Here is a 26904-nt window from a genome sequence, read left to right as displayed (position 1 = left end):
GTACGTCCAGTACTAGGGCTTCCGGCCGGCGCACCGAGAGCACGCACCGGACGCCGCTCCTTCACGGGCAAACATTGCCTGCCACGGCACTAGCCGGCGGCAGGAGGTACGGCCGCCGCTTCCGCCCCGGCCTCCGGCACCTCGACGGCCTCCGCCACCTCGACCGCCGCCACCTCCACCGCGCCGTCCGCCCCCGCCCCCCGCTTCCCGCCGAACCCCTCCACCCGCAGGTTCCGCACCCCCGGTACGAGGGCCGTGCCCAGGCAGGTGACGGCCACCAGGGCCGCGGACAGGGTCAGCGGCACCCCCGCGCCCCACCACGAGGCCAGCAGGGGCGCGAGGACGTAGCCGAGCGGCATCGCGCCCATCGACAGCAGCCAGTCGTAGGAGCCGACGCGGGCCAGGACCTCGCGCGGGACGGCGCTCTGGAGCACCGTCTCCCACACGGGGTTGAGGAAGCCGAGGGCCGCCATCGCCACGCCGTACGCGCCGATCACCGCCCACGCGGGCGAGCCCGCCGCGAACAGCGCGAGCGGCACGGCGTACAGCGAGAGCACCAGGTTCCCCGTGAGGACCGGGCGGCCCGGCTTCGCGCGGTGCGCGATCAGGGAGCCCAGCAGCAGTCCCGCCGTGCCCGCCTGGAGCATCGCCAGCCAGGCCCCCTCGCCGCCCAACTCCCGTACCGCCAGGGCTGGTCCGAGGGTCGCGAGGACGGCCGCCGCCCCGTTCCACGTGCTGTGCGCGATCAGGCTCGTCCAGTACCAGTCGCGGGACCGCACCTCGTGCCAGCCCTGCACCAGGTCCTCGCGCAGCCCGCGCCGCCGCTCGGGGGGCGGCAGCCGGTCCACCCGGACGAAGGAGAGCAGGGCGGCGCTCGCCGCGAAGGACAGCCCGTCCAGCACGAAGGCCCAGCCGGTGCCCGCGAGGGAGACGAGCAGCGCCGCGAGGCCAGGACCGCCCAGCCGCGCCGTACTGCCGACGACGCCGAGCAGGGAGTTCGCCGCGTGCAGGTCCTCCTTGCGCACCGTGCCCGCGATCAGCGGGGCCTGCGCCGGAAGCGCGAAGGCCGAGGCCATCCCGCCGAGCGCCGAGGCCAGCGCGATCTGCCACAACTGCGGCGTGCCGCGCAGCAGTTCCACCCCGACGAAGAGCTGCGCCGCGCACCGGACCGCGTCCGTCAGCAGCGTGACCGTACGCGGGTTGAACCAGTCGCCCGCGACCCCGCCGAAGGGCAGCAGGAGCAGCTTCGGCACCATCGCGCAGCCCAGCACCCAGGCCATCGCCGAGGGGGCGTGCGTCAGGTGCAGGACGGCCAGGGCCAGCGCGGCCGGGACGACGGCGTCGCCGAGCACGGACAGCGCGCTCCCGGCGAAGCGGAAACGGAAGGACGGGTTACGAGCGAGGAGGCGCCACATGGGCGCAGAGTATTTCGGCAACGAATAGTTCGTCAACGAAATAAAGGGGCGGGGTTCGCGGAAAGGACGGGCGCGGGCCACGTAGGGTGCCCTCATGGAAGAAGTCCGGCCCCCCGCCGCAGAGTCCGCCACGCCCCCCGTCAGGGACTCGGTCGACGACCACGTGGACCGGTGGCTGCCGCTCATGCCCGGGCTGGACCGCGACACGGAAGGGGCCGTGACGCGGATGGCGAAGATCCTGTCCCACCTGCACCGGGTCAAGGAACGCTCACTCGTGGACTCGGGGCTCGCCCGGCACGAGTTCGACACCCTCTTCACCCTGGCCGGACGCGAGGGCCTGGCCACCCCCAAGGAACTCGCGGGCGACCTCAACCTCGCCCCCGCCTCCGTCACCGGCCGGCTCGACGCCCTGGAGCAGCGCGGCTACGTGCGCCGCGTGCCCTCCGCCGACGACCGGCGCCGGGTCGCCGTCCACCTCACCGACCAGGGCATGGCCGCGTGGCGCGGCGCCCTGGACGTGCAGGGCAACGAGGAGGACCGCATCTTCGGCGTCCTCGGCGCACCCGAACGGCGCGTCCTCAGCGACCTGTTGCGGCACGTGCTGATCGCCGCCGAGGGGAACCCGGTGCGCTGAGGCGCGCCCCGGCCGCCCTCAGACGCTCAGCCCCCGCGCGTAGTTGACCTGGCCCATGACGATCTGGAAGGTCTCCGGGCCGTTCGCCGGGACCATCGTCACGTGGTGGCGGCCACCACTGCTCACCGTGACCTGCACGAAGCCCGTGGTCTTCTTCTCCTTCATGAGGAGGAACAGCAGACCGAGCCCGCACAGCAGCACCCCGAAGATGATGCCGAGCACGATGCCGGTCTGCGCCATCTTCTCCTCGGTGCGCGACAGGTCCGTCACCGTCCACACCGCGCCCCTGAGCGGCAGCGTCCCGACCGGCGTCAGGATGCCGTCCTGCGTCACGACGACGTCCCCGATCGTGACGAGCGGGGTCGCCGCGCCGCCCGCCACCGGGGCCGGGTACGCGCCCGGCGCCGCGAAACCGGGCGGCGGGGCGTCCTGCGGATAGCCGTAGCCGGGCTGCGGCTGTTGCGGATAGCCGTATCCGGGCGTGCCCGGCCCCCACGTGTAGCCCTTGCCCTCGCCGGGGCCGTCCCCGCCCTCGTACGGAGTCGCGTACGGGTTCTGCTCGCTCATCCTGTCCCCCCGCTGTTGCCGGAACCGGGTCGTCCCGGACCGATGGTGGCACACGCGAAGGCGCCGCGGCCCGCCGTCCCGCACGCCCGTTGACGGGCTGTTACGGAAGCGGCGGGCCGCGGCGCCGGCGCGCTCGGTGCGGGCCGCGCCGCCGGCCCCCCGTCGCAGCGGGGACCCGCGAGGCCCGCGAGGCGGTCAGTAGCGGCGCGTGATGAGCGCCCGCTTGACCTCCTGGATCGCCTTCGTCACCTCGATACCGCGAGGGCAGGCCTCCGTGCAGTTGAACGTCGTACGGCAACGCCACACGCCGTCCTTGTCGTTGAGGATCTCCAGACGCTGCTGGCCGCCCTCGTCGCGCGAGTCGAAGATGAAGCGGTGCGCGCCCACGATCGCCGCCGGGCCGAAGTACTGCCCGTCGTTCCAGAACACCGGGCACGAGGACGTGCACGCGGCGCACAGGATGCACTTGGTGGTGTCGTCGAACCGGGCACGGTCCTCGGCGGTCTGCAGGCGCTCACGGGTCGGCTCGTTGCCGGTCGTGACGAGGAAGGGCATCACGTCCCGGTACGCCTGGAAGAACGGCTCCATGTCCACCACGAGGTCCTTGAGGACCGCGAGACCCTTGATGGGCTCGACCGTGATGGGCTTCTCGGGGTTGATGTCCTTCAGCAGCGTCTTGCACGCCAGCCGGTTCTTGCCGTTGATGCGCATCGCGTCGGAACCGCAGATGCCGTGCGCGCAGGAACGGCGGAAGGTCAGCGAACCGTCCAGCTCCCACTTGATCTTGTGCAGGGCGTCCAGGACCCGTTCCTTCGGGTCCATCTCCAGCTGGAAGTCCTGCCACGTGACGTCGGCCGAGACCTCCGGGTTGAACCGGCGGACGCGGACGGTGACCGTGATGAGGTGCTCGGAGGCGCCGCCCGCCGTCTCGACCTTGTCCATGATCGCGGTAGTCATCAGTACTTACGCTCCATCGGCTGGTAGCGGGTCTGCACGACCGGCTTGTAGTCGAGCCGGATCGACTCGCTGCCGTCGGCGCCGACCTCGCGGTACGCCATCGTGTGGCGCATGAAGTTGACGTCGTCGCGGCTCGGGAAGTCCTCGCGGTAGTGACCGCCGCGCGACTCCTTGCGGGCCAGCGCCGAGGTCGCCATGACCTCGGCCAGGTCGAGCAGGTTGCCCAGCTCGATGGCCTCCAGCAGGTCCGTGTTGAACCGGCGGCCCTTGTCCTGGATCGAGACGTTGAGGTAGCGGGCGCGCAGCTCGGCGATCTTGTCGACGGCCGTCTTGATGGTCTGCTCGGTGCGGAACACCATGACGTTGGCGTCCATGCACTCCTGCAGCTCGTTGCGCAGCACCGCGACGCGCTCGTCGCCCGTGCCGTTGCGCAGCCGCTCGACCTGCGCGAGGACCTGCGCCTCCGGGTCCTCGGGCAGCGGCACGAAGTCGGTGCTCTGCGCGTAGTCGGCGGCGGCGATGCCCGAACGCTTGCCGAACACGTTGATGTCCAGCAGCGAGTTGGTGCCCAGCCGGTTAGCCCCGTGCACCGACACGCACGCGACCTCGCCGGCCGCGTACAGGCCCGGGACCACCGTCGTGTTGTCCGCGAGGACCTCGCCCTGCACGTTGGTCGGGATACCGCCCATCGCGTAGTGCGCGGTCGGCTGGATCGGGATCGGGTCCGTGTACGGCTCGATACCGAGGTAGGTGCGCGCGAACTCGGTGATGTCCGGGAGCTTCGCGTCGAGCTGCTCCGGCGGCAGGTGCGTGAGGTCCAGGTAGACGTGGTCGCCCTCGGGACCGCAGCCGCGGCCCTCGCGGATCTCCGTGTAGATGGAGCGCGAGACGACGTCACGCGAGGCGAGGTCCTTCATGACGGGCGCGTACTTCTCCATGAAGCGCTCACCGTCCTTGTTGCGCAGGATGCCGCCCTCGCCGCGCGCGCCCTCGGTGAGCAGGATGCCCATGCGCCAGATGCCCGTCGGGTGGAACTGGAAGAACTCCATGTCCTCCAGCGGCAGGCCCCGGCGCCAGCACGCCGCCTGGCCGTCACCGGTCAGGGTGTGCGCGTTCGAGGTCACCTTGAAGAACTTGCCGGTGCCGCCCGAGGCGTAGATCACGGACTTCGCCTGGAAGACGTGGATCTCCCCGGTCGCCAGCTCGTAGGCCACCACGCCGGAGGAGTGCTTGACCCCGTCGACCTCGGTGATGAGCTGGTCGAGGACGTAGAACTCGTTGAAGAACTCCACGCCCTCCTTGATGCAGTTCTGGTACAGCGTCTGGAGGATCATGTGGCCGGTGCGGTCCGCCGCGTAGCACGAGCGGCGCACCGGGGCCTCACCGTGGTTGCGGCTGTGCCCGCCGAAGCGGCGCTGGTCGATGGTGCCGTCCGGGGTGCGGTTGAACGGCAGGCCCATCTTCTCCAGGTCGAGGACCGAGTCGATGGCCTCCTTCGCGAGGATCTCGGCGGCGTCCTGGTCGACCAGGTAGTCACCGCCCTTGATCGTGTCGAAGGTGTGCCACTCCCAGTTGTCCTCCTCGACGTTGGCGAGGGCGGCGGCCATGCCGCCCTGCGCCGCGCCGGTGTGCGAACGCGTGGGGTACAGCTTGGTGAGCACGGCGGTGCGGCTGCGCTTCGTCGCCTCGATGGCGGCGCGCATCCCGGCGCCGCCGGCGCCGACGATGACGGTGTCGTACTTGTGGATCTTCAGCTTCATGAGTCTCGTAGCCCCGGCTCTAACGGATGTTCGGGTCGAAGGTGAAGATCACCAGCGTGCCCAGCAGGATGGTGAACACGGTGGCCGCCCACAGCAGGCCCTTGAGCCACATACGGGTCGCGGGGCGCTCCGCGTAGTCGTTGACGATGGTGCGCAGGCCGTTCGCGCCGTGCAGCATCGCCAGCCACAGCATCAGCAGGTCCCACCCCTGCCAGAACGGCGAGGCCCAGCGGCCCGCCACGAAGGCGAAGCCGATCTTGCTGACGCCGCCGTCCAGGAACAACTGGATCAGCAGGTGGCCGAGGACCAGCACGACCAGGACGATGCCGGACAGGCGCATGAACAGCCACGCGGCCAGCTCGAAGTTGCGCTGCGGCGCCTTCTTCGTCTTCCGGGTGCGCTGCCGGGGCGGCTCGATGACCGGCGCCGGGTTGTCGACGTCGTAGAGCGAGGCGCCCTCGACGGGGCCGACGCCCGAGGTGGTCGCGGGTGAGGTCTCGGTGGACATCGCGTCAGCTCCCGAACAGTTGACGTACGGCGTGGCCGAGGACGGAGTAGAGCGAACCGAGCATCAGCACGACCCAGATCACCGTCGCGGTCCAGAACATCTTCTTCTGGTGGCGCGGGCCCTGGGACCAGAAGTCGACGGCGATGATGCGCAGGCCGTTGAGCGCGTGGAAGAGGATCGCGGCGACGAGGCCGTACTCCAGCAGCGCGACGACCGGAGTCTTGTAAGTGGAGACGACGTCGTCGTACGCCTCGGGGGAGACGCGGACGAGCGAGGTGTCCAGCACGTGGACGAACAGGAAGAAGAAAATGAGGACGCCGGTGACTCGGTGAGCCACCCAGGACCACATTCCTTCCCGGCCGCGGTACAGCGTTCCAGCCGGCACGGAAGAACCCTCCGGGAAAAGGATTTGGAGCCTGCCGCGATCCATGTCCTGTCGACGGTCTGGCCCGGCCGGGTACGGTCCACCGGCCCCGGCCATCGTAGTCACGCGGCCGGGCGCCGCTCACACGGGGGCCGCCGGTGTGATCAAACTGGCACGTACGGCCTAATGAGCGGGGCACACGGCCCCCGACGAGCGCCCTGAACGCCTGTCACCTCGGCTTTCGCCCGGGAGGACCGGCCGCCTCCGGGCACCGCGCCGCTGGACGCCGCCCGAGGCCGCCCCCGCGCGGCCCGTACGCCCGTACGGTCCCCGCACGTCATCCGAACGGGGAACAGGGCGTGCGGCGTGACGCCATATCGGCTGAGGTGGCAGGAACCGGACATCCCGTGCGCGGGAGACCCGGGCCCGGGACCCGGGCCAGGATCGCGGGCCGGCCGGGGCCGCACGCCGTCCGGGCCGGGCAGCGGGCACACGAGGACGACAGACTTCCGCCGGAAAGAGGACGAGAACGTGGCGAACCACCGCCGTCAGGACCCCGCCCCGCGCGACGGCGGGCGCCGCAGACGCGCCCTCGCCGCGGCCGGCGGCGCGGTCGTCGTCGCCGCGGCCCTGGTCGTCGGATTCACCGTCTGGCCGGGCGGTGGCGGCTCCGACGACGGCTCGGAGCGCCGCGACAGCGCGAGCCCCGGCGAGCCCGCGACGCCCGCCTCCGCCTTCCCCGTCTCCAAGGCGCCCCGCTCCCTGCCCACCGTGCGCGAGCACGAGGCCGCGCGCGGGCCGGGCTGGACCCCGGGGAGCGACGGCCGCGTCCTCGTCTCCGACGCGGGCCTCGCCGACGAGGGCAAGCTGCTGGCCTCCGAGCTGAAACTGTCCTACGGCGGGGAGAAGAAGAAGCCCCGGCGCGGAGACGTCTCCCTCGTCCTCGACTCCAAGGCCAAGGGCGGCGAGGAGTCCTACACCATGACGGTGCGCGACGGGCAGGTCCGGATCAGCGGACCCGCGCAGGCCGGCGTCTTCTACGGCACCCGCACCCTGAAGCAGACCGTGCACGCCGACAAGAAGGCCCCCGAGGGCGTCGTACGCGACGCGCCCGCCAAACCGCAGCGCGGCTTCGCCCTCGACATCGCGCGCAAGACCTACGGCCTGGACTGGATCAAGGACCGGGTGCGGGAGCTGGGCGACCTCAAGTACAACCAGCTCGGACTGCACTTCTCCGACGACCAGGCCTTCCGCATCGAGTCCTCCTCGCACCCCGAGATCGTCTCCGAGGACCACTTCTCGAAGGACGAGATCCGGTCCGTCGTCCGGCTCGCCGAGTCCCGGCACATCGCCGTCGTCCCCGAGATCGACTCGCCCGGACACCTCGGCACGGTCATCAAGGCCCACCCCGACCTCCAGTTGCGCGACGTCCAGGGCCGCGCCGTGACCGGAGCCGTGGACGTCTCCGACCCCAAGGCCGCCAAGATCGTCGACGACCTGCTCAAGGAGTACGCGCCGCTGTTCCCCGGCCCCTACTGGAACCTCGGCGCCGACGAGTACCAGGCCCTCGTGCGCAGCGACCCCGAAGCCTCCTTCCCGCAGCTCGCCGCGCTCGCCCGCAAGAAGTACGGCGCGCGGGGCCGCGTCCAGGACCTCGCCACCGACTGGCTCAACGCGCGCGCCAAGACCGTCCGCGACGCCCGCAAGGGCCGCTCCCTCAAGGCGTGGAACGACGGCTTCTTCGCCGGCGGGCAGACCGAGGCCGACAAGGACATCCAGGTCATCTACTGGACCGGCAAGGAGATCGGCGCCCGGCAGCCCACCGAGTACCTCGCGGCCGGACGTAAACTCGTCAACTACAACGACGAGTACCTCTACTATGTGCTCGGCCAGCCCAACACCTTCCGCTACCCGACCGGGCAGCGCATCTACGAGCAGTGGACCCCGCTCGTCGTGCGCGGCAGCACCCCGGTCCCCGCCAAGTACGACGACCAGATCCTCGGCGGCACCTTCGCCGTGTGGGGCGACCTGCCCAACGCGCAGACCGAGCAGCAGGTCGCCGACGGCATCCGGATGCCGCTGCGGGCCTTCATCGAGAAACTGTGGCCCGCGAAGAAGCCGGACCTCACCTGGGCCCAGTTCACCGAGCTGTCCAAAGCCGTGGGCTGACGGGCCGCCGGAGCCGCTCGCCCTCCCGCCGTGGTGGCGCTCGGCCGGGTCCCTGTGCTGAAGTCGCCCCGACGCGCGGCCCGCGCCCGCCGGGCCGCGCACGCACGGGCGCACACCACCGGGAGCACGCATGGGGTACTGGGGCTACTACGTCGTCGCGCGCGGCGAGCGCCCACTCGGGGAACTGGCCACACTCGGCCCCGTACGCGCGGTGCTCCAGCCGCTCGACCTGCGGCCCGACGGCTGGCAGGTGTGGGAGTACGCGACCGACCCGGCCGCCGCCGAACAGCCCGGGATGGCCTCGATGAACCGGCTGGCGCGTGAGACCGGGCACCCCGCCCTCTTCGGCTACGTCATGGACAGCGCGTGCGTCGTCGTCGAGGCCGCCTCCCCGGTGGCGGGCGCCTGGACGGCCTGCCTGGGCCGCGAGGCGCTCGCCCGGTACCTGCGCCCGCAGGACAGCGGCGGCCTCACCGTCGACGACTACTTCCCGCCCGCCGAGGAGGCCGCGCGACGCGCGGCGGTCTGGTCCGCCGAGGCGGGCGCCCACGCCGAGACGACCCGCCTCCTCGCCCTCCTCACCCGCGAACCCGAGGCCTCGGCGGAACACTCCTTCTTCCGCTTCCTCGACCGGCTGGGGGTGCTGCCGATATGAGGGCGCATCCGATATGAGGGGCAACTCCCCCAGCCGCGTACGGGACCGGAGGCAGGAAAGGCGAACGGCCGGAGTCGCCACCCCCCACAGGAGAGACCCCGGCCGCCGCGCGGCACGGGTCGCGCCGCGACCCGTACTTTCTTCAGCGCCGACGGTGCGGTTTCCGTCACACCGCGCTGCGTCACGCGGCGGTCGCGCTTCGTGCAACTCGTGGACGAAGACCCGTTTCAGGCCGTAGCGTGCTGATTCGCGCCGGACCGGACCACCCGGAACACCCGGACACCACCGGCCCGGGCGCGGCAGCCGAGGGCCGCACGGCCCGACGCGTCCGGTCCCCGTCGCCTGACGACGGCCCCGGGCGTTCATCCGCGAGTGGGGGCAGGCTGAGGGGTGCTGGGGGACGACGCGGAGCTGACCGCCGCGGTACTCGCGGCGCAGGACGGGGACGAGGCCGCGTTCCGCACGGTGTACCGGTCCGTGCAGCCGAGGCTGCTCGGCTACACACGCACGCTCGTCGGCGAGGCCGACGCCGAGGACGTCGCCTCCGAGGCCTGGCTCCAGATCGCCCGTGACCTCGGCCGGTTCAGCGGTGACGCGGACCGCTTCCGGGGCTGGGCCGCGCGCATAGCCCGCAACCGTTCCCTCGACCACATACGGATGCGCGGCCGGCGCCCCGCCGTCGGCGGCGACGACTCCGAACTGACCGTGCGCCCCGGCGAGTCGGACACCGCGGGGGAGGCCATCGAGGCGCTCGCCACCGGGGAGACCCTCGCCCTGATCGCCCAGCTCCCGCAGGACCAGGCCGAGGCCGTCGTGCTGCGGGTCGTCGTGGGCCTCGACGCGAAGAGCGCCGCCGCGACCCTCGGCAAACGTCCCGGCGCGGTGCGCACCGCCGCCCATCGCGGGCTCAAACGCCTCGGTGAACTCCTCGGCCCGGACGAGGAGTCCAGGCCGTCCGGCGTCCCCGCGCAGCGCCGTTCCACCGCCCCCACGAGCCCGGTCGCGCGGGTGGTGACGGCGGGAGTGACGCCGGGCGCCCCGCAGACGCAGAAAGACGTGTGATGCCCGACGAGCACAACGCCTTCACGGCGCCCGCACGGACCCCCGGCGAGCCGTCCCGCCAGGCCGCCGCGCGTCAGGCCCGGGCCGCGCTGCTGTCCGAACTGCCCCTCGACGCCCTGCCCGACGGGGCCCGCCGCCACGCGGAACACCTCACGGCCGCCCTGCACACCGTCACCGTCCCGCGCCCCGGCGACACCGCTTCCTCCGAGCCGCCGGAGCCGGTCCTCGCCGCGTTCCGTGCGGCACACGGGCAGAAGACGGCACGCGCTCAGAGGGCGGCGGACCCGGACGCGGTGGGCGCGCCGGCGCGCCGCACCGGCGCGCGCGGTTGCGGGCGCGGGCTCGGGCCCGGCTCCTGGGGCCGGTCGACACGGCTCGCGGCGGCCGGCGTCCTGAGCATCGGCATGATCGGCGGGGTCGCCGTCGCGGCCGGTGCGGGGGCGCTGACCTCCCCGTTCCCCTCGCCGGTCGACCAACGGGCCCCGCTGCGGCACGGCACCGCCGCACCGGTACCGGCCGGGAGCCCGGACGAGGGGCAGGAACCCCGGGCCCTGTCGACGGACGAGCCCACCGCGCCCACGACGCGGCGGCCCCCGTCCACGACCTCCTCCGCGTCCCCCGCGACGCCCGCCCCGTCGACGTCCCCGTCGCCGGACGGCCCCGCCGGGCCCTCCCCGGCCGGTACGGGCGGCGGCGGGGACGTCGACGGGGTGGGCCGCCACGCCCCGGACGTCCTGCGGCCCTGCCAGGACCAGCGGCGCGGCCGTCCGCTCGACGCCCTCACCCTGCGCGCACTGGCCCGGGCGGCCCACGGCGCCGCCGCCGTACCGGAGTTCTGCCGCCACCTGCTCGGACTGCCGCCCGGCCCCTGGCAGAAGATCCTGCTGCCGCCGGGTTCGCCGATCCCGCTGACCCCGGGCGACGGCATCCCCGCCCCCGAGCCCCCCGCGCCCTCCCCGGCCACCACCGGGACGGCGCCCGGCTCCCTGCCCACCTACGGGTACGGGGGCGTGGTCTCCCCGACGCCCCAGGAGCCGGGGACGCCGCAGGTCACGGGTGCGGAGACGGGGCCCGCCTCACCGGCCCCACCGACCGGGCCCACAGGGGAGACCGGGTCCGGCGCGACGCCCTCCGCCGCTCCCACCGGTGACGGGCCGTCTCCCGCCGCCGATCCCGCCGCCGACCCCGCCTCCTAGCCCGGCTCGTTGACGGGCCGGATCTCGACGCCGCTGTGTCCCACCGCGACCTCGGGCAGCCGTCCGGCGAGGGCGATGGCGGCGTCCAGGTCGGGCGCCTCCACGACGTAGTAGCCGCCCAGTGCCTCCTTGGCCTCGATGAAGGGTCCGTCGGTCGGCATGGGCCGGCCGTTCGCCTTGCCGCGCAGGGTCGTCGCCGTCGTCGTCGGGAGCAGCTCGTGACCGGAGAGGACGGCGTCACCGGCGGCGGCGGCGAACGCGGCGTGCCCCGCCTCGACCTCCTTCCGCTCCTGCGCGGACATCGATTCCCAGGTCTGCTCGTCCCCGTAGATGAGGAGCAGGTACTTCGCCATCTCACACGTCCCGTCGCTGTGGGGGCCCGGTTCGGCCCCTCTGCTCCTACGACGAACGAGCCCGCCGCCGATCGACGCTCCGCCGCCGGACATCCCGGGGAGTGCAGACCCGGACAGTCCGTGACCGCCGCGGAGGAGGGCCGGAAGGGGGGCGTGGAGAACCAGGCCCCTGCCGGGGTGTGACACTTTCCGCGCGCCCGGCGCAGTATGAAGTGAGCCGACTGGTCATCGGCTGACGCACGAGCCGGGGTTCCCCCCGTACTTCCGGCTCGTTGCCACCTGGCGCGGGCGGGACACGTTCCCCCGGTCCCGTCCGCGCCTTCGGCACATACTGAGCGGACGCTTTTGTGCGGCCCCGCCCTTTCCCGCTGCCCCGCCCCGCCGCGCCCACGTCCGCTCCGTGCCCGTGTCCCCTCCGTGTCACGTCCCGGCCCCCGCCCGGTCGGCAGGTGTTCATGACCGGCCCGGCAACTTCGGTGCCGGGCCCCCGGTCCAACTCAGTGACCACGAGCACCACGGCGTACCGACCTTCCGAAGGGGCACTTCCGTATGCGCGTCCACCACACCCTCACCACCACCCTCGCCCTGGGCCTCGCCCTCGGCGCGAGCGCGCTCGCGGCGCCGCTCGCCCAGGCCGCCACCACCACCGCCACCGTCGTCAACGAGGACGGAGAGCTGCGTTACCTGGCTGCCCCGGGGCAGCGCAACGAACTGACGGTCGACGAGGAGGTGGAGCAGCGCGGCGAGTTCGAGTCGTACTACGTGCTCACCTTCCGCGACCGGTACGACATAGCCGTCGAGGCGGGCGCGGCGACCTGGAACGAGTGCGTCCACCCCGTGGAGGGCGACGCCACCGTCGTACGCTGCACGGTCCTGATCCCGCAGAACTCGGACGACTCCGACGACTACGCCGTCGACCTCGGCGACCTGGACGACACCGCGACGCTCGCGCCGGACGGCGACGCGTGGGCCCGGGTCGACGGCGGACCGGGCGACGACGTGCTCAAGGGCTCCGCGTCCGCCATGCTCTACGGCGGCGACGGCGCCGACCGGCTCGACGGCGGCGGCGGCCCCTTCGGCTTCGGCTCCTACGGCGGCCCGGGGGACGACGTCCTCACCCACTGCGGGCAGGACTGCTTCGGCGGTCCCGGCAACGACTCCCTGACCGGCACCGGCCAGGAGAACACCCTGCACGGCGACGACGGCGACGACGTGCTGCACGGCAAGGGCGGCGCCGACGTCCTCTACGGCGGAAAGGGCGCCGACCGGCTCTACGGCGAGGCGGGGAACGACACGCTGTGGGGCAACAGCGGCGACGACGTCCTGTGGGGCGGCACCGGCACCGACCAGCTCTCCGGCGGCCCCGGCCACAACGTGCTGCACCAGGACTGAGACGGAGAGAGACACCGCCCTTGAGGCGCCGCCCCCCCCAGGCGCCGGAGGCCGCCGGGCCGTCCCGTTCTCTCCGGTACGCCCCGGCGGCCCGCGGCCTCAGTACACGACGACCTTGTCCCCGGTGCGGACCGTGGCGAAGAGCGCGGCGATCTTCTTCTCGTCCCGCACGTTGACGCAGCCGTGCGAGGCGCCCGAGTAGCCGCGCGCCGCGAAGTCCGAGGAGAAGTGGACGGCCTGGCCGCCGCTGAAGAACATCGCGTACGGCATCGGCGAGTCGTACAGCGTCGAGACGTGGTGCCGCGACTTCCAGTACACGGTGAACGCGCCGTCCCTGGTGGGCGTGTAGGCCGAACCGAACCGGACGTCCATGACCGAGCGCGTGCGGCCGTCCACCATCCACGCGAGCGTCCGGCTGCGCTTGCTCACGCACAGCACCCTGCCGCTGCGGCAGCGCGCGTCCGGCGCGGTCACCGGCAGGGTCGTCACCGGGTACAGCTCCGCGCGCCCCGGCTGCCGCGACACCGCGCGCAGCCGCCGCCAGGTCGCCGCGTCCGCGCGACCCGACACCGGCAGGCCCCGGGCCCGCTGGAAGGCGGAGACGGCGGCGGCCGTCACCTCCCCGTAGTACCCGGTCGGCTTCTGCCGGAAGTGCCCCAGGGTCCACAGCCGCGCCTGCAACTCCCGCACCTGGTCGCCGCGTTGCCCGTACGCGGGCAGGGTGGGGGCGGGCGGCGGCGCGGAGGTGGGCGGCGGGGCCGGGGGCGCGGACGTCTGCCGTGACGGGCTGTGCGCGGGCCGCGAGGCCGGGGCGCGGGAGGTGACGGAGGACAGCGGAGCGGGCGCCGGCGTGTAGTGCGGGGAGGGGGAGGAGCGGAAGCCCGGCGCCGTGGCGGACATCCTCGGCGGGGCCTTCTGGTCCGGGGCCGCGGCCTCCTCCCCGGGGCGGCAGCCCCCGAGCGCCCCGGCGGCCAGCGCCACCGCGAGGCCCACCACCATCGCGCCGCGCCGCGCGCCACCGCGCGTACTCCTCGTCGTCATGGGTCCCCTTCCATGGGCCGGCCGCACCGCCCGTGGCCCCGCGCGTACGCGGTCGTGACGCGCGGCGCGCACGCGGCCGACAGGCCGACGAGGAAGGCTGCCCCGCCCACGCGCCTCCTGAACGTCCCGCACGCACCGCATCGCTGTGAGCAAGCTCCCAGCGTGGAAACCTGCACGCGAGGGCCGGTGCCCCACTACAGTCCGTGGCGAACAGCGAGCGCAACCGCCGGGCAGCGGCGGTAGCTGAGCGGGAGGCAACGCAATGACGCGCGAGTCCGAGTCCGGTCTGCCCATCGAGCCGGTGTACGGTCCGGACACCCTGGCCGACTGGGACCCCGCCGAGAAACTGGGCGAGCCCGGCGCCTACCCCTTCACCCGGGGCGTCTACCCCACGATGTACACCGGCCGGCCCTGGACGATGCGCCAGTACGCCGGGTTCGGCACCGCCACCGAGTCCAACGCCCGCTACCAGCAGCTCATCGCGAACGGCACGACGGGCCTGTCCGTCGCCTTCGACCTGCCCACCCAGATGGGCCACGACTCGGACGCGCCGCTCGCGAGCGGCGAGGTCGGCAAGGTCGGCGTCGCGATCGACTCGATCGACGACATGCGGGTCCTGTTCGGCGGCATCCCGCTGGACAAGGTCTCGACGTCCATGACGATCAACGCGCCCGCCGCGCTCCTCCTGCTCCTGTACCAACTCGTCGCCGAGGAACAGGGCGTGAGCGCCGAACAACTCACCGGCACGATCCAGAACGACGTGCTGAAGGAGTACATCGCGCGCGGCACGTACATCTTCCCGCCCAAGCCCTCGCTGCGCCTGATCGCGGACATCTTCAAGTACTGCCGGGCCGAGATCCCGAAGTGGAACACCATCTCGATCTCCGGCTACCACATGGCGGAGGCCGGGGCGACGCCCGCTCAGGAGATCGCCTTCACCCTCGCCGACGGCATCGAGTACGTGCGTACCGCGGTCGCCGCCGGCATGGACGTGGACGACTTCGCGCCGCGCCTGTCCTTCTTCTTCGTGTCCCGTACGACGATCCTGGAGGAGGTCGCCAAGTTCCGCGCGGCGCGCAGGATCTGGGCCCAGGTGATGCGCGAGGAGTTCGGCGCGAAGAACCCCAAGTCGCTCATGCTGCGCTTCCACACGCAGACCGCCGGGGTGCAGCTGACCGCGCAGCAGCCCGAGGTCAACCTCGTCCGGGTCGCCGTCCAGGGGCTCGCGGCGGTGCTCGGCGGCACCCAGTCGCTGCACACCAACTCCTTCGACGAGGCCATCGCGCTGCCCACCGACAAGTCCGCGCGGCTGGCCCTGCGCACCCAGCAGGTCCTCGCGTACGAGACGGACGTGACCGCCACCGTCGACCCCTTCGCCGGCTCCTACGTGGTCGAGCGGATGACGGACGAGGTCGAGACGGCCGCCCTCGCGCTGATGGCCAGGGTCGAGGACCTCGGCGGCGCGGTCAACGCGATCGAGCACGGCTTCCAGAAGAACGAGATCGAGCGCAGCGCCTACCGCATCGCGCAGGAGACGGACGCCGGGGAGCGCGTCGTGGTCGGCGTCAACCGCTACCAGCTCGACGCGGAGGAACCGTACGAGCCGCTGCGCGTCGACCCGGCGATCGAGGCCCAGCAGGCCGCCCGCCTCGCCCGGCTGCGCGCCGAACGCGACCAGCCCGCCGTGGACGCCGCCCTGGACGCCCTGCGCAAGGCCGCCGAGGGAACCGACAACGTCCTCTACCCGATGAAGGAGGCCCTCGCCGCGCGCGCCACCGTCGGAGAGGTGTGCAACGCGCTGCGCGAGGTGTGGGGCACGTACGTCCCGAGCGACGTGTTCTGAGGGCCCGCCGCTCGGCCGCGCCGCGCCCATGATCACCCGTTTGGCTGATCATGGGCGAAATGCCTGGCCTTCTGGTTACTCTCGGTGGAGAGTTTTCCCGAAAAGGAGGATGCCGTGGCTGTACTGCGACACGAGATGACACTGGGCGAAGCCGCCGACCTGCTCTCTCACGCACTGCCCGGGCACCGTGTGGAGATCCTCCAGGGAAGGCTCGTCGTGACACCGCCGCCGGACGGCTCACACGCTCTGTCGTTGACGAGGCTCGGTCGCCGTTTCGACCGGGCGGGGATCGAGGAGGCCGGCCTCGAACATGTCCAGGGGGTCGGTCTCTGGCTGCCCGCGCGCCCCGACGACTTCGCGATCCCCGACTTCTCGATCGTGGAGGACGACTTCCGGGACGCCCTGGTCCAGAAGAACTGCTACGCGCCGCACGTCTTCCGGCTGGTCCTCGAAGTCACCTCGTCCAACTGGTCGGACGACCTGGGCCCGAAGGTCGAGAGCTACGCCGAGGCAGGTGTCCCGGTGTACGTCGTGGTCGACCGCAAGCACGACGAGGTGCTGCTGTACCAGGACCCGGTGGGCGGGGCCTACCCGAAGCCGACGCGGTACAAGCGCGGCCAGTTCCTCGACGTGCCCGAGTCGGTCGGCGTGACACCCGAACTCTCCGTGGACACCCTGCTCGACGGGGACTGAGGCACGTCCGGCGGGCCTTCGCCACGCCCCGGTCCCGGCCTCCCCGGGCCTCCCCGACGCCCGTCGGGCTCCCTCCCGGCCGTCCCGGACCGAAGTGCGGACACCCCCGGAAAGCGCGGTCCGGCGCGTGCGACACTCGCCTCATGTTCGGCGTCACAGACCTTCCCACCTACCTCGCGGGTGTCGCACTCATCGTCCTGCTGCCCGGCCCCAACTCCCTGTACGTCCTCTCGGTGGGCGCCCGGCGCGGCGTGCGCACCGGGTACCGGGCGGCGGCCGGGGTGTTCTGCGGGGACACCGCCCTGATGACGCTCTCGGCGGCCGGGGTCGCCTCCCTGCTCCAGGCCAACGACGTGCTGTTCTCGATCGTGAAGTACGCGGGCGCCGGATACCTGAGCTGGCTCGCCTACGGCATGATCCGTTCGGCGCTCGCCCTGTGGCGCACCCGCAAGGAGCGGGCGGCGGCGCGCGAGGGGAGCGAGACACCGGCCGAGGAGGAGCGCCCCTTCCGCCGGGCCCTCGTGATCAGCCTGTTCAACCCGAAGGCCATCCTGTTTTTCATCGCCTTCTTCGTTCAGTTCGTGGATCCGTCCTACGCCCACCCGGCGCTGTCCTTCGTGGTCCTCGGCTTCTTCGCGCAGCTCGCGAGCTTCCTGTACCTGAGCACCCTGATCTTCACCGGCACCCGGCTGGCCGGGGCCTTCCGCCGCCGCAAGCGGCTCGCGGCGACGGCGACTTCGGCGGCCGGGGCGCTCTTCCTCGGCTTCGCGGTGAAGCTGTCGCTCAGCAGCGTCTGATCGGGCGGGCCCCTGGGGGGCGGCGCCTCACGCCGCGAGCCACTCCTTGAGCCACGCCCGCAGCTCCGTCTCCCCGGTGCCCGTCCAGGCGACGTACCCGTCCGGCCGGACCAGGAACAGGCCGTCCCCGTACGGCGCGTAGGACGGGACCTCGACGGCGCGCACGTACGGGGGCAGGCCCGAGGGGGCGGGCGCGGCGACCGCGAGGAGCGTCCAGTGCGGGCCGCGGAACGCGTCGAAGAGACGGACCCCGCCGGGCCGGCCGTCCGGGGCCCGGTCCCCGGCCCGCAGCGGCGCCCCGTCCGGCAGCGCGTCCCGGGACAGCGGCGACTCGCGGTAGTGCAGGCCGAGCTGCCGGGTCTCCTTGCCGCGCCTGGCCTCACCCCGGTGGATCCGGGTGGACAGGCCGAGCATCGCCGCCGCGTTGGGCAGCCGCTCCTGCTCGTAGGTGTCCAGCAGCGCGGCGGGCGCCCCCTGAGCGAGGACCGCGCCCAGCTTCCAGCCCAGGTTGTACACGTCCTGCACACTCGTGTTGAGGCCCTGTCCGCCCGCGGGGGAGTGGACGTGGGCGGCGTCCCCGGCGAGGAACACGCGCCCCGAGCGGAACCGGTCGGCGAGCGCGGCGCGCACCGTGAAGTCCGAGGCCCACCGCACCTCCTCCACCTCCTGCGCGCCGACATGGGTGCGCCCGGCCACCAGCGCGCGCACCGCCGCCGGGTCCGGGTCCACGGCCGTCCCCGCGGGCAGTTGCGCGACGAACTGGAAGACGTCGGTGGCCGGGAGCGGGCAGGCCGTCGCGAAACCGGTCTCCTCGTCGCCGGGGAAGATGTGCCAGTGCTCGCGGTCCAGCGCGCCGTCCGCGATCCGCAGATCGGCGACGAGCATCGGTCTGGGGTCGACCGTCTCGCCGGTCATGCCGATGCCGAGCAGCCGGCGCACCGTGCTGCGCCCGCCGTCCGTGCCCACGACGTACGCCGCGCGCACCGGCTCCGGCCGCCCGGCGAAGCGCAGCGTCACCCCGTCCGCGTCCTGTTCGAGGCCGGTCAGCTCCCGCCCGTAGGCGACGCTCCCGCCCAGTTCGGTGAGCCGGTCGCGCAGCAGCCGCGTCGTGCGCCACTGCGGGACCAGCCACGCGCCGCCGTACGGCTCGGCCTCGGTGACGACCGGATCGTCGAACATGCGGTGCTCGCGGGCCGGCCGCCCGTCCGCCCACACCTGCCCGACGGGCGGGGGCCCGCCGCCCGCGAGCATCCCCCCGGACACGCCGAGATCGTCGAGGACCTCCAGGGTGCGCGGCTGCACGCCCTTGCCGCGCGAGCCGGGGAACAGGTCCGCGCCGCGCTCGGCGAGCAGCGTCCGCACCCCGCGCCGCGCCAGGTCGCAGGCGAGGGCGAGACCGGCCGGTCCCGCCCCGATCACCGCGACGTCCCAGCTCCCCGCGTCCGTGTTCTCCATGGCCGCACTCCTTAACGCCGTTAAAGCCCGTCCTCGGCAGCGTGCGCTTAACGCTGTTAAATTGTCAAGGGAGGCCGGACGGTACCGGCGGATAGATTGGGGGCGTGCCCACGAAGAGAGAAGCCCCCCGCCTCGACCGCGCGCAGGTCGTCGACACCGCGCTGCGGCTGCTCAACGAGGTCGGTCTCGACGGGCTCAGCCTGCGGCTCATCGCCCGCGAGCTGGACGTCAAGGCGCCCGCGCTGTACTGGCACTTCCGGAACAAGCGGGAACTGCTCGACGAGATGGCCACCGAGATGTACCGGCGGATGACCGACGGGCGCGACGAGCCGCCCGGCGCGGCCGGGATGACCTGGCGCGAGCGGACGACGGCCGTGGCGCGCGGACTGCGCTCCTCGCTGCTCGCCTACCGGGACGGCGCGAAGGTCTTCACCGGCACCCGGCTCACCGGCACCGAGCACGGCACGGGCATGGAGGCGAACCTGCGCGCGCTCACCGACAGCGGCTTCACGCTGGAACAGGCGATCCGCGCGACCACGACCGTCTTCACCTTCGTCCTCGGCTTCGTCGCCGAGGAACAGGGCATGCGCACCTACCCCGACGACAGCCGCCCCGCCTTCGACGTCACGGAGCGCGCCCGCCGCCTCTCCGGCACCCCCCTCGCGGCCGAGGCGGGACACTACGTCTTCGAGGGCTACGACGAGGCGTTCGAGGAGGGCCTGGCCCTGCTCGTGGAGGGGGCGGCGGCGCGGTACGGGGTCGCGTAGCCCGCACGGCCCGCCCGTGGCGCAGGGGCCCGTCTCAGCGCCCGGAGCGCAGGTCGCGTACGGCGCCCACGAGCGCCTTGCGCAGTACGGGGGTCAGGGGCCGTTCCACGAAACGGTGCATGAGCCAGGCGAGCAGCAGCATGCCCGCGACCGTCGCCGGGAGGGTCGCGGCGGCCGGCAGGCCCAGGCTCACGTGCAGCGCGTGCACCACGACCCAGCCGAGGTGCTCGTGCACGAGGTAGAAGGGATAGGTCAGCGCGCCCGCGAGTGTCAGCCAGCGCCACTGCGCCCAGTCGAACCAGCCGACCGCGATGGCCGCGACCGCCGCGAAGCCGAAGGTCACGACGGCGATGATCACGAGCGTCGAACGGTACGAGAACGCCTCGACGGTGTGCGGGTGCCACAGGTCGGCGACCGCGTAGTGCTGGCCCAGCACCAGGCCCGTCGCCGCGATGCCCCAGCCCAGGGTGTCCCGCCGGTCGCGGTGCACGAGGTACAGGCCGATCCCGCCGACGAAGAAGGGCGCGTACGAGGGCATGAGGACCTGCTCCAGCAGCGCGGAGTCCGCCGCGTCGGTGAGCGCGGCGCCCAGCGTCCACAGCGCGCAGAACAGCACGACCCGCTGCCGCGTGGCGCCCGGCAGCACGACGCACACCGCGAACAGCGCGTAGAACCGCAGCTCGGCCCAGAGCGTCCAGCACACGCCCAGGACGCGGTGCGCGCCCAAAGGCATCTGGAGGAGCGACAGGTTGAGCAGCGTGTCGCTGGGCGACAGCGCGTTCCAGGCGACGAACGGCAGCGCGAACACCGCCGTCACCAGCAGCACTGCGAACCAGTAGCCGGGCATGAGGCGGGAGACCCGGGACGCGAAGAACGCGGACAGCGAACGGCCCCAGCCGCTCATGCAGATCACGAACCCGCTGATGACGAAGAAGATCTGTACCCCGAGCGGACCGTAGGCGAACCACTCGCTCAGCCTCGGGAACTGCTGGGCCGGGGAGGAGCCCCAGGCCCGCGTGATGTCCCCGCCGCGCCCGCCGTAGTGGTAGCAGGCCACCATGAGCGCGGCCAGCAGCCGCAGCCCGTCGAGGGCCCGCAGCCGGGGACGGCGCGCGGGAGCGGGGGCCGGTGCCGGAGCCTCGACGGGGACGGCGGCCCCCGTGCCCTCCGGACCGCCCGCCCCGTCCCCGGGCAGGGACACCGGCGCCTCGGCCGGCAGGGCGTGCCGTGCCACGGGGCCCCCGGACGGCCCGTGCGGGGGCTCGGTCAGCGTGCGGTCGGCGGGAGCGGACATGGAGGCCCTTTCGGGGTGCGGAGCCGGGGCCCGGAGCCGACCCGGACGGTCCGGTCGGTGGCGGGGCGAAAGGTGGTGTGGCGCGAGGTGGTGGGGCAGGTGGTGTGGCGCGGGATGGTGGGCAGGTGGTGTGGCGCGAGGTGGTGCGGCCGGGGCCCGCGCGTGCCGGAGCCCGCACGTGCCGGAGCCGTCAGCGTAGGCCCGTTGCGGGGCCGGAACCGGCCGCGCAAACGCCGTTCGCCGTCTCTTCCGCACCTGTTCACCCGGGCGTCGCGCGGCCCGCGCGGCACACCTGCCGGCGGGCACCGGCCGCGCTCCCGCCGGAGCCCGCGCCGGAAGGGTCAACCGCACTACACTCACGACGAGTTGATCACCAAGTGGCGCTAGGTAACGGAGTGGGCGATGGCGGGACCGCAGAGCACGGGCAGCACCCCTGAGATCGACACGAGCAGGCCGCATCCGGCCCGGATGTACGACTGGATGCTGGGCGGCAAGGACAACTACCCGGTGGACGAGCAGCTGGGCCGGCAGATGGTCGCCCTCGAACCGCAGCTGCCCGTGATGGCGCGGACCAACCGGGCGTTCATGCGCCGCTGTGCCCTGTGGCTCGCGCGGGGCGGGGTCCGGCAGTTCCTCGACGTGGGATCGGGCATACCCACCGAACCCAACCTGCACCAGATCGCGCAGGGGGTGGACCCGCGGGCCCGTGTCGTCTACTGCGACCGCGACCCGATCGTCATGGCACACGCCGAGGCGCTCCTGAGCGGAACGCCGGAAGGGGCGCTCGACTTCGCCCTCGTCGACGCCCACGACACCGACGCGGTGCTCGAACTCGCCACGAAGAACCTCGACTTCGAAGAGCCGGTCGCCGTCCTCCTGGTGGCGCTGCTGCACTTCGTCGCCGACGAGGACGGCGCGTACGAACTGGTCGAACGCCTCAAGAGCAGGCTGGCGCCCGGCAGCTACCTCGTCATGTCGCACTTCACCGCCGACTTCCACTCGCCGGAGGAGGTGGCCAAGGCCGACAGCATGTACAAGGCGAAGGGCCTCACCGCCGCCCTGCGCACCAGGGAACAGTTCGGCCGCTTCTTCGAGGGCTTCACCCCCGTCGACCCCGGCATCGTCCTCGCCGAGCACTGGCACCCGGAACTGGGCGATCCGGCACCCGGCCTGGAGAACGGCGGCACCAGCTCGACGTACGCGGCGGTGGCACGGAAGGACTGAAGGGACTCAAGGGGCTGGAAGGACCGAAGGGACGACGGGTGGTCCGGGGGTGCGGTGGGGGCGGGCCGCCCGGCGCCTTCCGGCGTGAGCGGTCGGCGCCTTCCGGCGTGAGCGGTCGGCGGTCCGGGGCGCTTCCTGCTCGCGCGAGTGGTCGGCGCGTCCCCGGCCGGGGCGTGAGTGGTCGGCCCGGGGCGGTCCCTTCCCGGCCCGGCGACCCGCGCCTCCGGCGTACGGCCCCCCGGCCGGGCCCGGACTCCCGCAGCGTCTCCCCGGACCACTCCGGCTCCCCCCACCTCATCACGCGGCCCCAACTCCTCAACGTATGAGCTGAATTCGAGGTCCGGCGTCCCGTCCACCGGGTCCGGTCCGGTCGGGCCCCGGTGATCGCGGTGCGCGAAGGACCCCGGGGGCTTCGGTCGCGGATCTCTCCCCAGCAGTCCCGGCGACCTCCGTACGCCCTCCGGCCACCACGCCGAACGGCTCGGTCTCCCAGCGTCACGACGCCTCCTGCGCCCTGCTCCCGGACGGCCCGCCCAAGCCACGGCGCACGGCCGGGCGGTGTCCCCCGTCTCGCGCCCGGCCGGGGCGAACCCCCGCCCCCCGAAACGCCGTTACCCCTCTCTTCCCCGTCCGTTCACCGTCGCGTCGCGTGTGTTTCCCGGGGGGCCGCCAGGCTGCAACCCGCCCGCCGAACACTCCGCCACCGGCGGCCACGGCCACCACGCGACCCGTCCGGCCGTCGGTCGCCCCGAGCGCTTGGAGCGCCATGTCGAGAACCCGCAGCCTCCGCGGCAGTACGGAGGAGGTGACCGGCCCTGGCCCGGACCTCGCGCCCGACCTGGAGACCTGCCTGCGCGCGGGCGCCACGCACAGCGGGAAACTGGTCGCGGGCCTGGACCGGCGCCGCAACGAACTCGCCGAGGCGCTGCGCCAGTTGCTCGCGCTGTACGCCTCCAGGTCGCTGCCCGCCCCCGTGGTGTCCGCACCGGCCGGCGGCGGCGGGCTGCTGCGGCGTTCGGCGGCCGCCCCCGCCCGGACCGCGCCCGCCTCGCCCCGGCTGGACAACGCGCTGCTCGACGCGCTGCTCACCGTCGCCCACAAGGCCCTGGACTGCGGCTACGAGGACGAACAGCGGCTCGCCGCGTGCGTGTCCGAAACCCTCGTCACCCTGCGGGCCGGCTCGCGCGCCGCGTGGCGCCTGCACGCCCGGGTCCTGGAGACGGCCGGCGCCGAATCCGCGGCCCTCGCCGCCTACGAGCGGTACCTCGACCTCACCGAGCAGGACGGCTTCGGGGTCCGCCCCAAGATCAATGGAATGCGGGTCGCCGCCGAACACCGGCACGCGCTGCTGCGCCGCCTCGCCGCCGACTGCCCTGGGGCCGCCGTGCACCGCGGCGCCCCCGTCACCGAGACCTGGACCGAAGGGCTCGACCTCGCCGCGCGCGGCGACTGGGGAAGCGCCCGCGCGCTGCTGACCGGCGCGCTGCTGACCCTCGGCGACGGCGAGTCGGCCGACGAGTTCCAGGACGCGCTCGGCCAGTACCTCGACCTCGCCTCCCGCACCCTGACCCACGAGGCCGCGCACACCCCGGGCGCCGCCCCCGGCAGCCTCACCGAACTCAACGCGCTGCTCGCCGACTACGCCGAACTGCGCCGCAACCGCATGCGCGGACCGGTCGACGATCCGACCGTCGGCGGCGTCAACTGGCTCTCCCTCGGCGAGTTCCGCAACCACATCGAGGGCCGCTCCGTGTGCCTGGTCGCCAACTCCGGGCGGGTCGGCGCGAGCACCATCGGGCCCAGGATCGACGCGTACGACCTCGTGGTCCGCTTCAACTCGTACCGCATCGACCCGCCCGCCACCGGCAGCCGCACCGACCTCCACGTCACCATCCACAAGCACGGCTTCAACTGGGAGAAGCCCGTCACCACACGTCTCGTGTTCGGCGGCGACGTGGGGGACTGGCGGTACTCGCTGCGCAACCGGCTCGTGCCCGGCGCCCAGCGCAACCTGGGCGACGAGTCGCTGCGCTGGCCGCTGCGCGAGATCGGCAAGGTGTCGGCCCAGGAGTGGCCCGGGATCCCTACCAGCGGCTTCAACATGCTGTACCTGCTGGACTTCCTCGACGTCAGCCCCGTCATCGACCTGATCGGCTTCGACTTCTACGAGAGCGGCGCCTACCGCACCAACGAGGCCATGAAGCTGCCCATCACCTCCGTGCACGAGTACTCCGACGAGAAGACCTGGGTCATGGAACGCGCCCAGCACGTCGACGACATGAGGATCGCCCTGAGATGGCCGTGCCCACCGCCACCACCCCGCCGGTCCTCCCCGACGCGCCCGGCCGGCCGCTGCCGGACGGCCCCGACACCTCGGCGCACGCCCTCACCGGCAAACGGCGCATCGCCTTCGCGAGCTTCGTCGACGAGAACTACCTGCCCGGCTTCCTCGCCCTGCTGCGCAGCCTCGCCCTGTCCAACCCCGGGGTGTGCGAGGACTTCCTGGTCCTGCACGACGGGCTGCGCCCCGAGTCCGTCGCCCGCATGCGGGCCCTGCACCCGCGCCTCAGGCTGCGCCGGGTCGACGCCGGCCACTACGACGCGTACGTCAAGGGCGACCAGGCCAACTACCTCGTCCGCAAGGCGTACTTCATCCTCGACGTGTTCCGGGTCCGGGACTACGACACCGTCATCACCCTGGACACCGACATGGTCGTCCTCGACGACCTCGGGGACCTCCTGCGGATGCGCGAAGGGCTCGCCGCCGTACCGCAGTTCTACTTCGGCAAGTACAAGCTCAACAGCGGACTCCTCGTCATCCAGAAGGAGTTCCTGTCCGACGCCTTCTGCGCCCGGATCGACGAGACCGGCCGCTCGGGCGCCTACGAACTCGACAAGCACGACCAGGGCATCCTCAACGCCCTCCTCGAAGGCACCTTCATCCAGCTCGACCCGCGCTACAACTTCGTGAAGCGGCGCCTGCGCGGAGACCTCCCGGTGCCCGAGGACACCGCCGTCCTGCACTTCACCGGCCGCCACAAACCGTGGCAGGGCGGCGAGAACGGGTACGCCGGTGCCGAGCAACGCTGGCGCGAACACGACCTGAGCGACGCCGAGTTCGAGGACGCCTTCATGGCGCTGCCCGGGGCCAGACACCCCGACCTGCTCATCCACCTCGGCACGCCCTATGTACACCGCACCGGCGACGTCACCGCCGCCCGCCACATCGCCACCGCCCACATCGGCAAGGGCGAGTACGAGAGCGCCGTCGACATCCTCAGCCGGGTCCGCATCCCCGTGCACGAGGCGTGGCCGCACGAGGTCCTCGGCCACGCCCTGCTCAGCGTCTCCCGCTACGAGGAGGCCCGCACCCAGCTGCTGCTCGCCGCGACCGCGCCCAACCGGGCGGCGACCGCGTACTCCCGGCTCGCGCAGATCGCCTGGATCCACGGCGAGGACCGCGAGGCCCACGAGCACGCCCGGCAGGGCCTGTCCGTGGACGTCACCCACCGCGCCAGCCGCATCTGGCACCGGCGCACCGAGTCGGCCGCCGCCGGAGTACTGCCCCGCCGGCCGGAAGGCTCCCCGGCGGACCAACTCGCGCACGTCGCCTTCTACATGGAGCAGCAGGGCAACGCGGGCGACAAGGTCCTCCCGGAGAGCGTGCGGCTCGCGTTCGGCGAGGACACCGGAGACCGCTCCTGGCACTCCGTCCACGCCCACCGCCTCTTCGACCGCGCCGCCCTCGACCGGGTCAACGCCCGGCGCGGACTGGTCATCGGCGGCGGCGGACTGTTCATCCCGGACACCGCGCCCAACGGCAACAGCGGCTGGCAGTGGAACGTCCCTGACGAACTGCTCGCCGCGATCGAGGTCCCGATCCTCGTGCACGCCGTCGGCTTCAACGCCTTCGACGGGCAGTCCTACCGCCACCGCCGCTTCCGCGACAGCCTCCAACTCCTCGTCGAGCAGTCCTCGTTCTTCGGACTGCGCAACCACGGCTCGATCGACAAGGTCCGCTCGATGCTGCCGGCCCGCCTGCACGACCGGGTCCGCTTCCAGCCCTGCCCGACGACCGTGACCCGGCACCTCGTACGCGGCTGGCAGGACCCCGCGAGCCGCGAGGACACCATCCTGCTCAACGCCGCCTACGACCGGGCCGGACTGCGCTTCGGCCACGACTACGGCCACTTCCTCGCCGAAACGGCCAAGGCCGTGCGCCGCCTCGGGGACCTCGCCGAGGTGAAGATCGCCGCCCACGCCCTGGACGACGAGCGGATCGCCTTCGACCTGCGCCGCGAGCACGGCATCTCGCTGCCCGTCCTGCCCCTGTACGACTACGGCAACGACGAGATCCGCGACACCTACGCCCGCACCCGGCTGGTCATCGGGATGCGCGGACACGCCGGGATGATCCCCTTCGGCTGCGGCACCCCGATCATCAGCCTCGTGTCGCACCCGAAGATGGCGTACTTCCTCGCCGACATCGAACGGCCCGACTGGGGCGTCTCCGTCCACGAACTCCACCTCGCCGACCGGCTCGTGGAACGCGCGAGCGCCCTGCTCGCCGACCACGCCGCGAGCGTCGCCGACGTCCACGACCGCCAGCGCCTCCTGTGGGCGACGACCGAGGCCAACGCGGCCGACATCCGGGTCGTCCTGGGCGGCTGAGGGGGCACCACCGGCTTCGGGGGGAGGGGGCACTTTTCGGGTTCCCGGGAGCGCGGGTCGTCGGCGGCCAGGCCGATACCCCACACG

22 protein-coding genes are annotated in these 26904 nt (G+C 72.9%); 12 read left to right on the top strand and 10 right to left on the bottom strand.

Going from position 1 to position 26904, the window contains the following annotated elements; translation table 11 throughout:
• Window positions 1–89: 89 nt before the first annotated feature.
• The gene (locus tag AB0J21_RS28540) at window positions 90–1415 is read right to left on the bottom strand and encodes an MFS transporter (RefSeq protein WP_363149012.1); all 1326 of its coding nucleotides are present in this window, start codon (window positions 1413–1415) and stop codon (window positions 90–92) included.
• 94 nt (window positions 1416–1509) lie between these two features.
• Here AB0J21_RS28540 and AB0J21_RS28535 point away from each other — a divergent pair, with 94 nt between their 5' ends.
• Entirely contained in the window at window positions 1510–2049 is a 540-nt protein-coding gene (locus tag AB0J21_RS28535; RefSeq protein WP_363149011.1) for a MarR family transcriptional regulator, read from the top strand.
• Window positions 2050–2067: 18 nt separating this feature from the next.
• On the opposite strand, the gene AB0J21_RS28530 is transcribed toward AB0J21_RS28535, so the two are convergent.
• From AB0J21_RS28530 to sdhC, 5 genes are all read right to left on the bottom strand, one after another.
• Window positions 2068–2616, bottom strand: coding sequence for a hypothetical protein (locus AB0J21_RS28530; protein WP_363149010.1), 549 nt, complete (start codon window positions 2614–2616; stop codon window positions 2068–2070).
• Window positions 2617–2811: 195 nt separating this feature from the next.
• A complete protein-coding gene (locus tag AB0J21_RS28525; RefSeq protein WP_363149009.1) occupies window positions 2812–3573 on the bottom strand; it encodes a succinate dehydrogenase iron-sulfur subunit in 762 nt (253 codons plus the stop codon).
• Window positions 3573–5327 (bottom strand): succinate dehydrogenase flavoprotein subunit, encoded by a 1755-nt coding sequence (gene sdhA / locus AB0J21_RS28520; RefSeq protein WP_363149024.1) that lies wholly within the window; start codon window positions 5325–5327, stop codon window positions 3573–3575. Before sdhA ends, AB0J21_RS28525 begins: the two co-directional genes overlap by 1 nt.
• Before the next feature lie 25 nt (window positions 5328–5352).
• Window positions 5353–5841: a succinate dehydrogenase hydrophobic membrane anchor subunit gene (locus tag AB0J21_RS28515; protein WP_363149008.1), complete on the bottom strand. Its 489-nt coding sequence runs from the start codon at window positions 5839–5841 to the stop codon at window positions 5353–5355.
• A 4-nt stretch (window positions 5842–5845) separates the two neighbouring features.
• Complete coding sequence (gene sdhC, locus AB0J21_RS28510; RefSeq protein ID WP_363149007.1) at window positions 5846–6226, bottom strand: succinate dehydrogenase, cytochrome b556 subunit; 381 nt, start codon at window positions 6224–6226, stop codon at window positions 5846–5848.
• A 510-nt stretch (window positions 6227–6736) separates the two neighbouring features.
• Here sdhC and AB0J21_RS28505 point away from each other — a divergent pair.
• From AB0J21_RS28505 to AB0J21_RS28490, 4 genes are all read left to right on the top strand, one after another.
• Complete coding sequence (locus AB0J21_RS28505) at window positions 6737–8374, top strand: glycoside hydrolase family 20 protein (RefSeq protein ID WP_363149006.1); 1638 nt, start codon at window positions 6737–6739, stop codon at window positions 8372–8374.
• Between the two features lie 130 nt (window positions 8375–8504).
• A complete protein-coding gene (locus AB0J21_RS28500) occupies window positions 8505–9029 on the top strand; it encodes a hypothetical protein (RefSeq protein ID WP_363149005.1) in 525 nt (174 codons plus the stop codon).
• Between the two features lie 390 nt (window positions 9030–9419).
• Window positions 9420–10091, top strand: a complete 672-nt coding sequence (locus AB0J21_RS28495; RefSeq protein ID WP_363149004.1) for an RNA polymerase sigma factor — start codon at window positions 9420–9422, stop codon at window positions 10089–10091.
• Window positions 10091–11287 (top strand): hypothetical protein, encoded by a 1197-nt coding sequence (locus AB0J21_RS28490; RefSeq protein ID WP_363149003.1) that lies wholly within the window; start codon window positions 10091–10093, stop codon window positions 11285–11287. The genes AB0J21_RS28495 and AB0J21_RS28490 overlap by 1 nt, the downstream gene beginning before the upstream one ends.
• Here the strand turns inward: AB0J21_RS28490 and AB0J21_RS28485 are convergent.
• Window positions 11284–11640 carry a YciI family protein gene (locus tag AB0J21_RS28485; RefSeq protein ID WP_363149002.1) on the bottom strand — a complete coding sequence of 119 codons (357 nt, stop codon included), beginning with the start codon at window positions 11638–11640 and terminating at the stop codon, window positions 11284–11286. The genes AB0J21_RS28490 and AB0J21_RS28485 overlap by 4 nt on opposite strands.
• 549 nt (window positions 11641–12189) lie before the next feature.
• Between AB0J21_RS28485 and AB0J21_RS28480 the strand changes: the two genes are divergently transcribed.
• Window positions 12190–13032, top strand: coding sequence for a calcium-binding protein (locus AB0J21_RS28480; RefSeq protein WP_363149001.1), 843 nt, complete (start codon window positions 12190–12192; stop codon window positions 13030–13032).
• A gap of 99 nt (window positions 13033–13131) precedes the next feature.
• Here the strand turns inward: AB0J21_RS28480 and AB0J21_RS28475 are convergent, their stop codons facing one another.
• A complete protein-coding gene (locus AB0J21_RS28475; protein WP_363149000.1) occupies window positions 13132–14073 on the bottom strand; it encodes a L,D-transpeptidase family protein in 942 nt (313 codons plus the stop codon).
• Between the two features lie 262 nt (window positions 14074–14335).
• On the opposite strand from AB0J21_RS28475, the gene AB0J21_RS28470 reads away from it, so the two are divergent.
• The 3 genes from AB0J21_RS28470 (at window position 14336) to leuE (ending at window position 17406) form a co-directional block, all read left to right on the top strand.
• Window positions 14336–15916, top strand: coding sequence for a methylmalonyl-CoA mutase family protein (locus AB0J21_RS28470; protein WP_363148999.1), 1581 nt, complete (start codon window positions 14336–14338; stop codon window positions 15914–15916).
• A gap of 114 nt (window positions 15917–16030) precedes the next feature.
• On the top strand, window positions 16031–16609 hold the full coding sequence (locus AB0J21_RS28465) for a Uma2 family endonuclease (protein ID WP_363148998.1): 579 nt from the start codon (window positions 16031–16033) through the stop codon (window positions 16607–16609).
• Between the two features lie 143 nt (window positions 16610–16752).
• Window positions 16753–17406 (top strand): leucine efflux protein LeuE, encoded by a 654-nt coding sequence (gene leuE / locus AB0J21_RS28460; RefSeq protein ID WP_363148997.1) that lies wholly within the window; start codon window positions 16753–16755, stop codon window positions 17404–17406.
• A 27-nt stretch (window positions 17407–17433) separates the two neighbouring features.
• On the opposite strand, the gene AB0J21_RS28455 is transcribed toward leuE, so the two are convergent.
• Complete coding sequence (locus AB0J21_RS28455) at window positions 17434–18861, bottom strand: FAD-dependent monooxygenase (RefSeq protein ID WP_363148996.1); 1428 nt, start codon at window positions 18859–18861, stop codon at window positions 17434–17436.
• A gap of 104 nt (window positions 18862–18965) precedes the next feature.
• Here AB0J21_RS28455 and AB0J21_RS28450 point away from each other — a divergent pair, with 104 nt between their 5' ends.
• Entirely contained in the window at window positions 18966–19628 is a 663-nt protein-coding gene (locus AB0J21_RS28450; RefSeq protein ID WP_363148995.1) for a TetR/AcrR family transcriptional regulator C-terminal domain-containing protein, read from the top strand.
• Between the two features lie 34 nt (window positions 19629–19662).
• On the opposite strand, the gene AB0J21_RS28445 is transcribed toward AB0J21_RS28450, so the two are convergent.
• Window positions 19663–20922 (bottom strand): acyltransferase, encoded by a 1260-nt coding sequence (locus AB0J21_RS28445; protein ID WP_363148994.1) that lies wholly within the window; start codon window positions 20920–20922, stop codon window positions 19663–19665.
• A 402-nt stretch (window positions 20923–21324) separates the two neighbouring features.
• Between AB0J21_RS28445 and AB0J21_RS28440 the strand changes: the two genes are divergently transcribed.
• Together AB0J21_RS28440 and AB0J21_RS28435 are read left to right on the top strand one after the other, a co-directional pair.
• The gene (locus tag AB0J21_RS28440; RefSeq protein ID WP_363148993.1) at window positions 21325–22146 is read left to right on the top strand and encodes an SAM-dependent methyltransferase; all 822 of its coding nucleotides are present in this window, start codon (window positions 21325–21327) and stop codon (window positions 22144–22146) included.
• Window positions 22147–24441: 2295 nt separating this feature from the next.
• A complete protein-coding gene (locus AB0J21_RS28435) occupies window positions 24442–26817 on the top strand; it encodes a glycosyltransferase (RefSeq protein ID WP_363148992.1) in 2376 nt (791 codons plus the stop codon).
• Window positions 26818–26904 lie beyond the last annotated feature (87 nt).

Origin of the sequence: Streptomyces sp. NPDC049954 (assembly GCF_040656295.1) — a bacterium.
Lineage (GTDB): Bacteria > Actinomycetota > Actinomycetes > Streptomycetales > Streptomycetaceae > Streptomyces.
The sequence above is the reverse complement of the archived record's forward strand: the minus strand, read 5'-3'. Positions and strand labels throughout refer to the sequence as shown.

Excerpts from the sequence above, each read along its gene's own strand:
- AB0J21_RS28435 (WP_363148992.1), top strand. The coding sequence starts at position 24,442 with ATGGCCGTGCCCACCGCCACCACCCCGCCGGTCCTCCCCGACGCGCCC.
- AB0J21_RS28540 (WP_363149012.1), bottom strand. The coding sequence starts at position 1,415 with ATGTGGCGCCTCCTCGCTCGTAACCCGTCCTTCCGTTTCCGCTTCGCC.
- AB0J21_RS28535 (WP_363149011.1), top strand. The coding sequence starts at position 1,510 with ATGGAAGAAGTCCGGCCCCCCGCCGCAGAGTCCGCCACGCCCCCCGTC.
- AB0J21_RS28515 (WP_363149008.1), bottom strand. The coding sequence starts at position 5,841 with ATGTCCACCGAGACCTCACCCGCGACCACCTCGGGCGTCGGCCCCGTC.
- AB0J21_RS28485 (WP_363149002.1), bottom strand. The coding sequence starts at position 11,640 with ATGGCGAAGTACCTGCTCCTCATCTACGGGGACGAGCAGACCTGGGAA.
- AB0J21_RS28525 (WP_363149009.1), bottom strand. The coding sequence starts at position 3,573 with ATGACTACCGCGATCATGGACAAGGTCGAGACGGCGGGCGGCGCCTCC.
- AB0J21_RS28500 (WP_363149005.1), top strand. The coding sequence starts at position 8,505 with ATGGGGTACTGGGGCTACTACGTCGTCGCGCGCGGCGAGCGCCCACTC.
- AB0J21_RS28490 (WP_363149003.1), top strand. The coding sequence starts at position 10,091 with ATGCCCGACGAGCACAACGCCTTCACGGCGCCCGCACGGACCCCCGGC.
- AB0J21_RS28445 (WP_363148994.1), bottom strand. The coding sequence starts at position 20,922 with ATGTCCGCTCCCGCCGACCGCACGCTGACCGAGCCCCCGCACGGGCCG.
- AB0J21_RS28470 (WP_363148999.1), top strand. The coding sequence starts at position 14,336 with ATGACGCGCGAGTCCGAGTCCGGTCTGCCCATCGAGCCGGTGTACGGT.
- AB0J21_RS28480 (WP_363149001.1), top strand. The coding sequence starts at position 12,190 with ATGCGCGTCCACCACACCCTCACCACCACCCTCGCCCTGGGCCTCGCC.
- leuE (WP_363148997.1), top strand. The coding sequence starts at position 16,753 with ATGTTCGGCGTCACAGACCTTCCCACCTACCTCGCGGGTGTCGCACTC.
- AB0J21_RS28440 (WP_363148993.1), top strand. The coding sequence starts at position 21,325 with ATGGCGGGACCGCAGAGCACGGGCAGCACCCCTGAGATCGACACGAGC.
- AB0J21_RS28455 (WP_363148996.1), bottom strand. The coding sequence starts at position 18,861 with ATGGAGAACACGGACGCGGGGAGCTGGGACGTCGCGGTGATCGGGGCG.
- AB0J21_RS28475 (WP_363149000.1), bottom strand. The coding sequence starts at position 14,073 with ATGACGACGAGGAGTACGCGCGGTGGCGCGCGGCGCGGCGCGATGGTG.
- AB0J21_RS28530 (WP_363149010.1), bottom strand. The coding sequence starts at position 2,616 with ATGAGCGAGCAGAACCCGTACGCGACTCCGTACGAGGGCGGGGACGGC.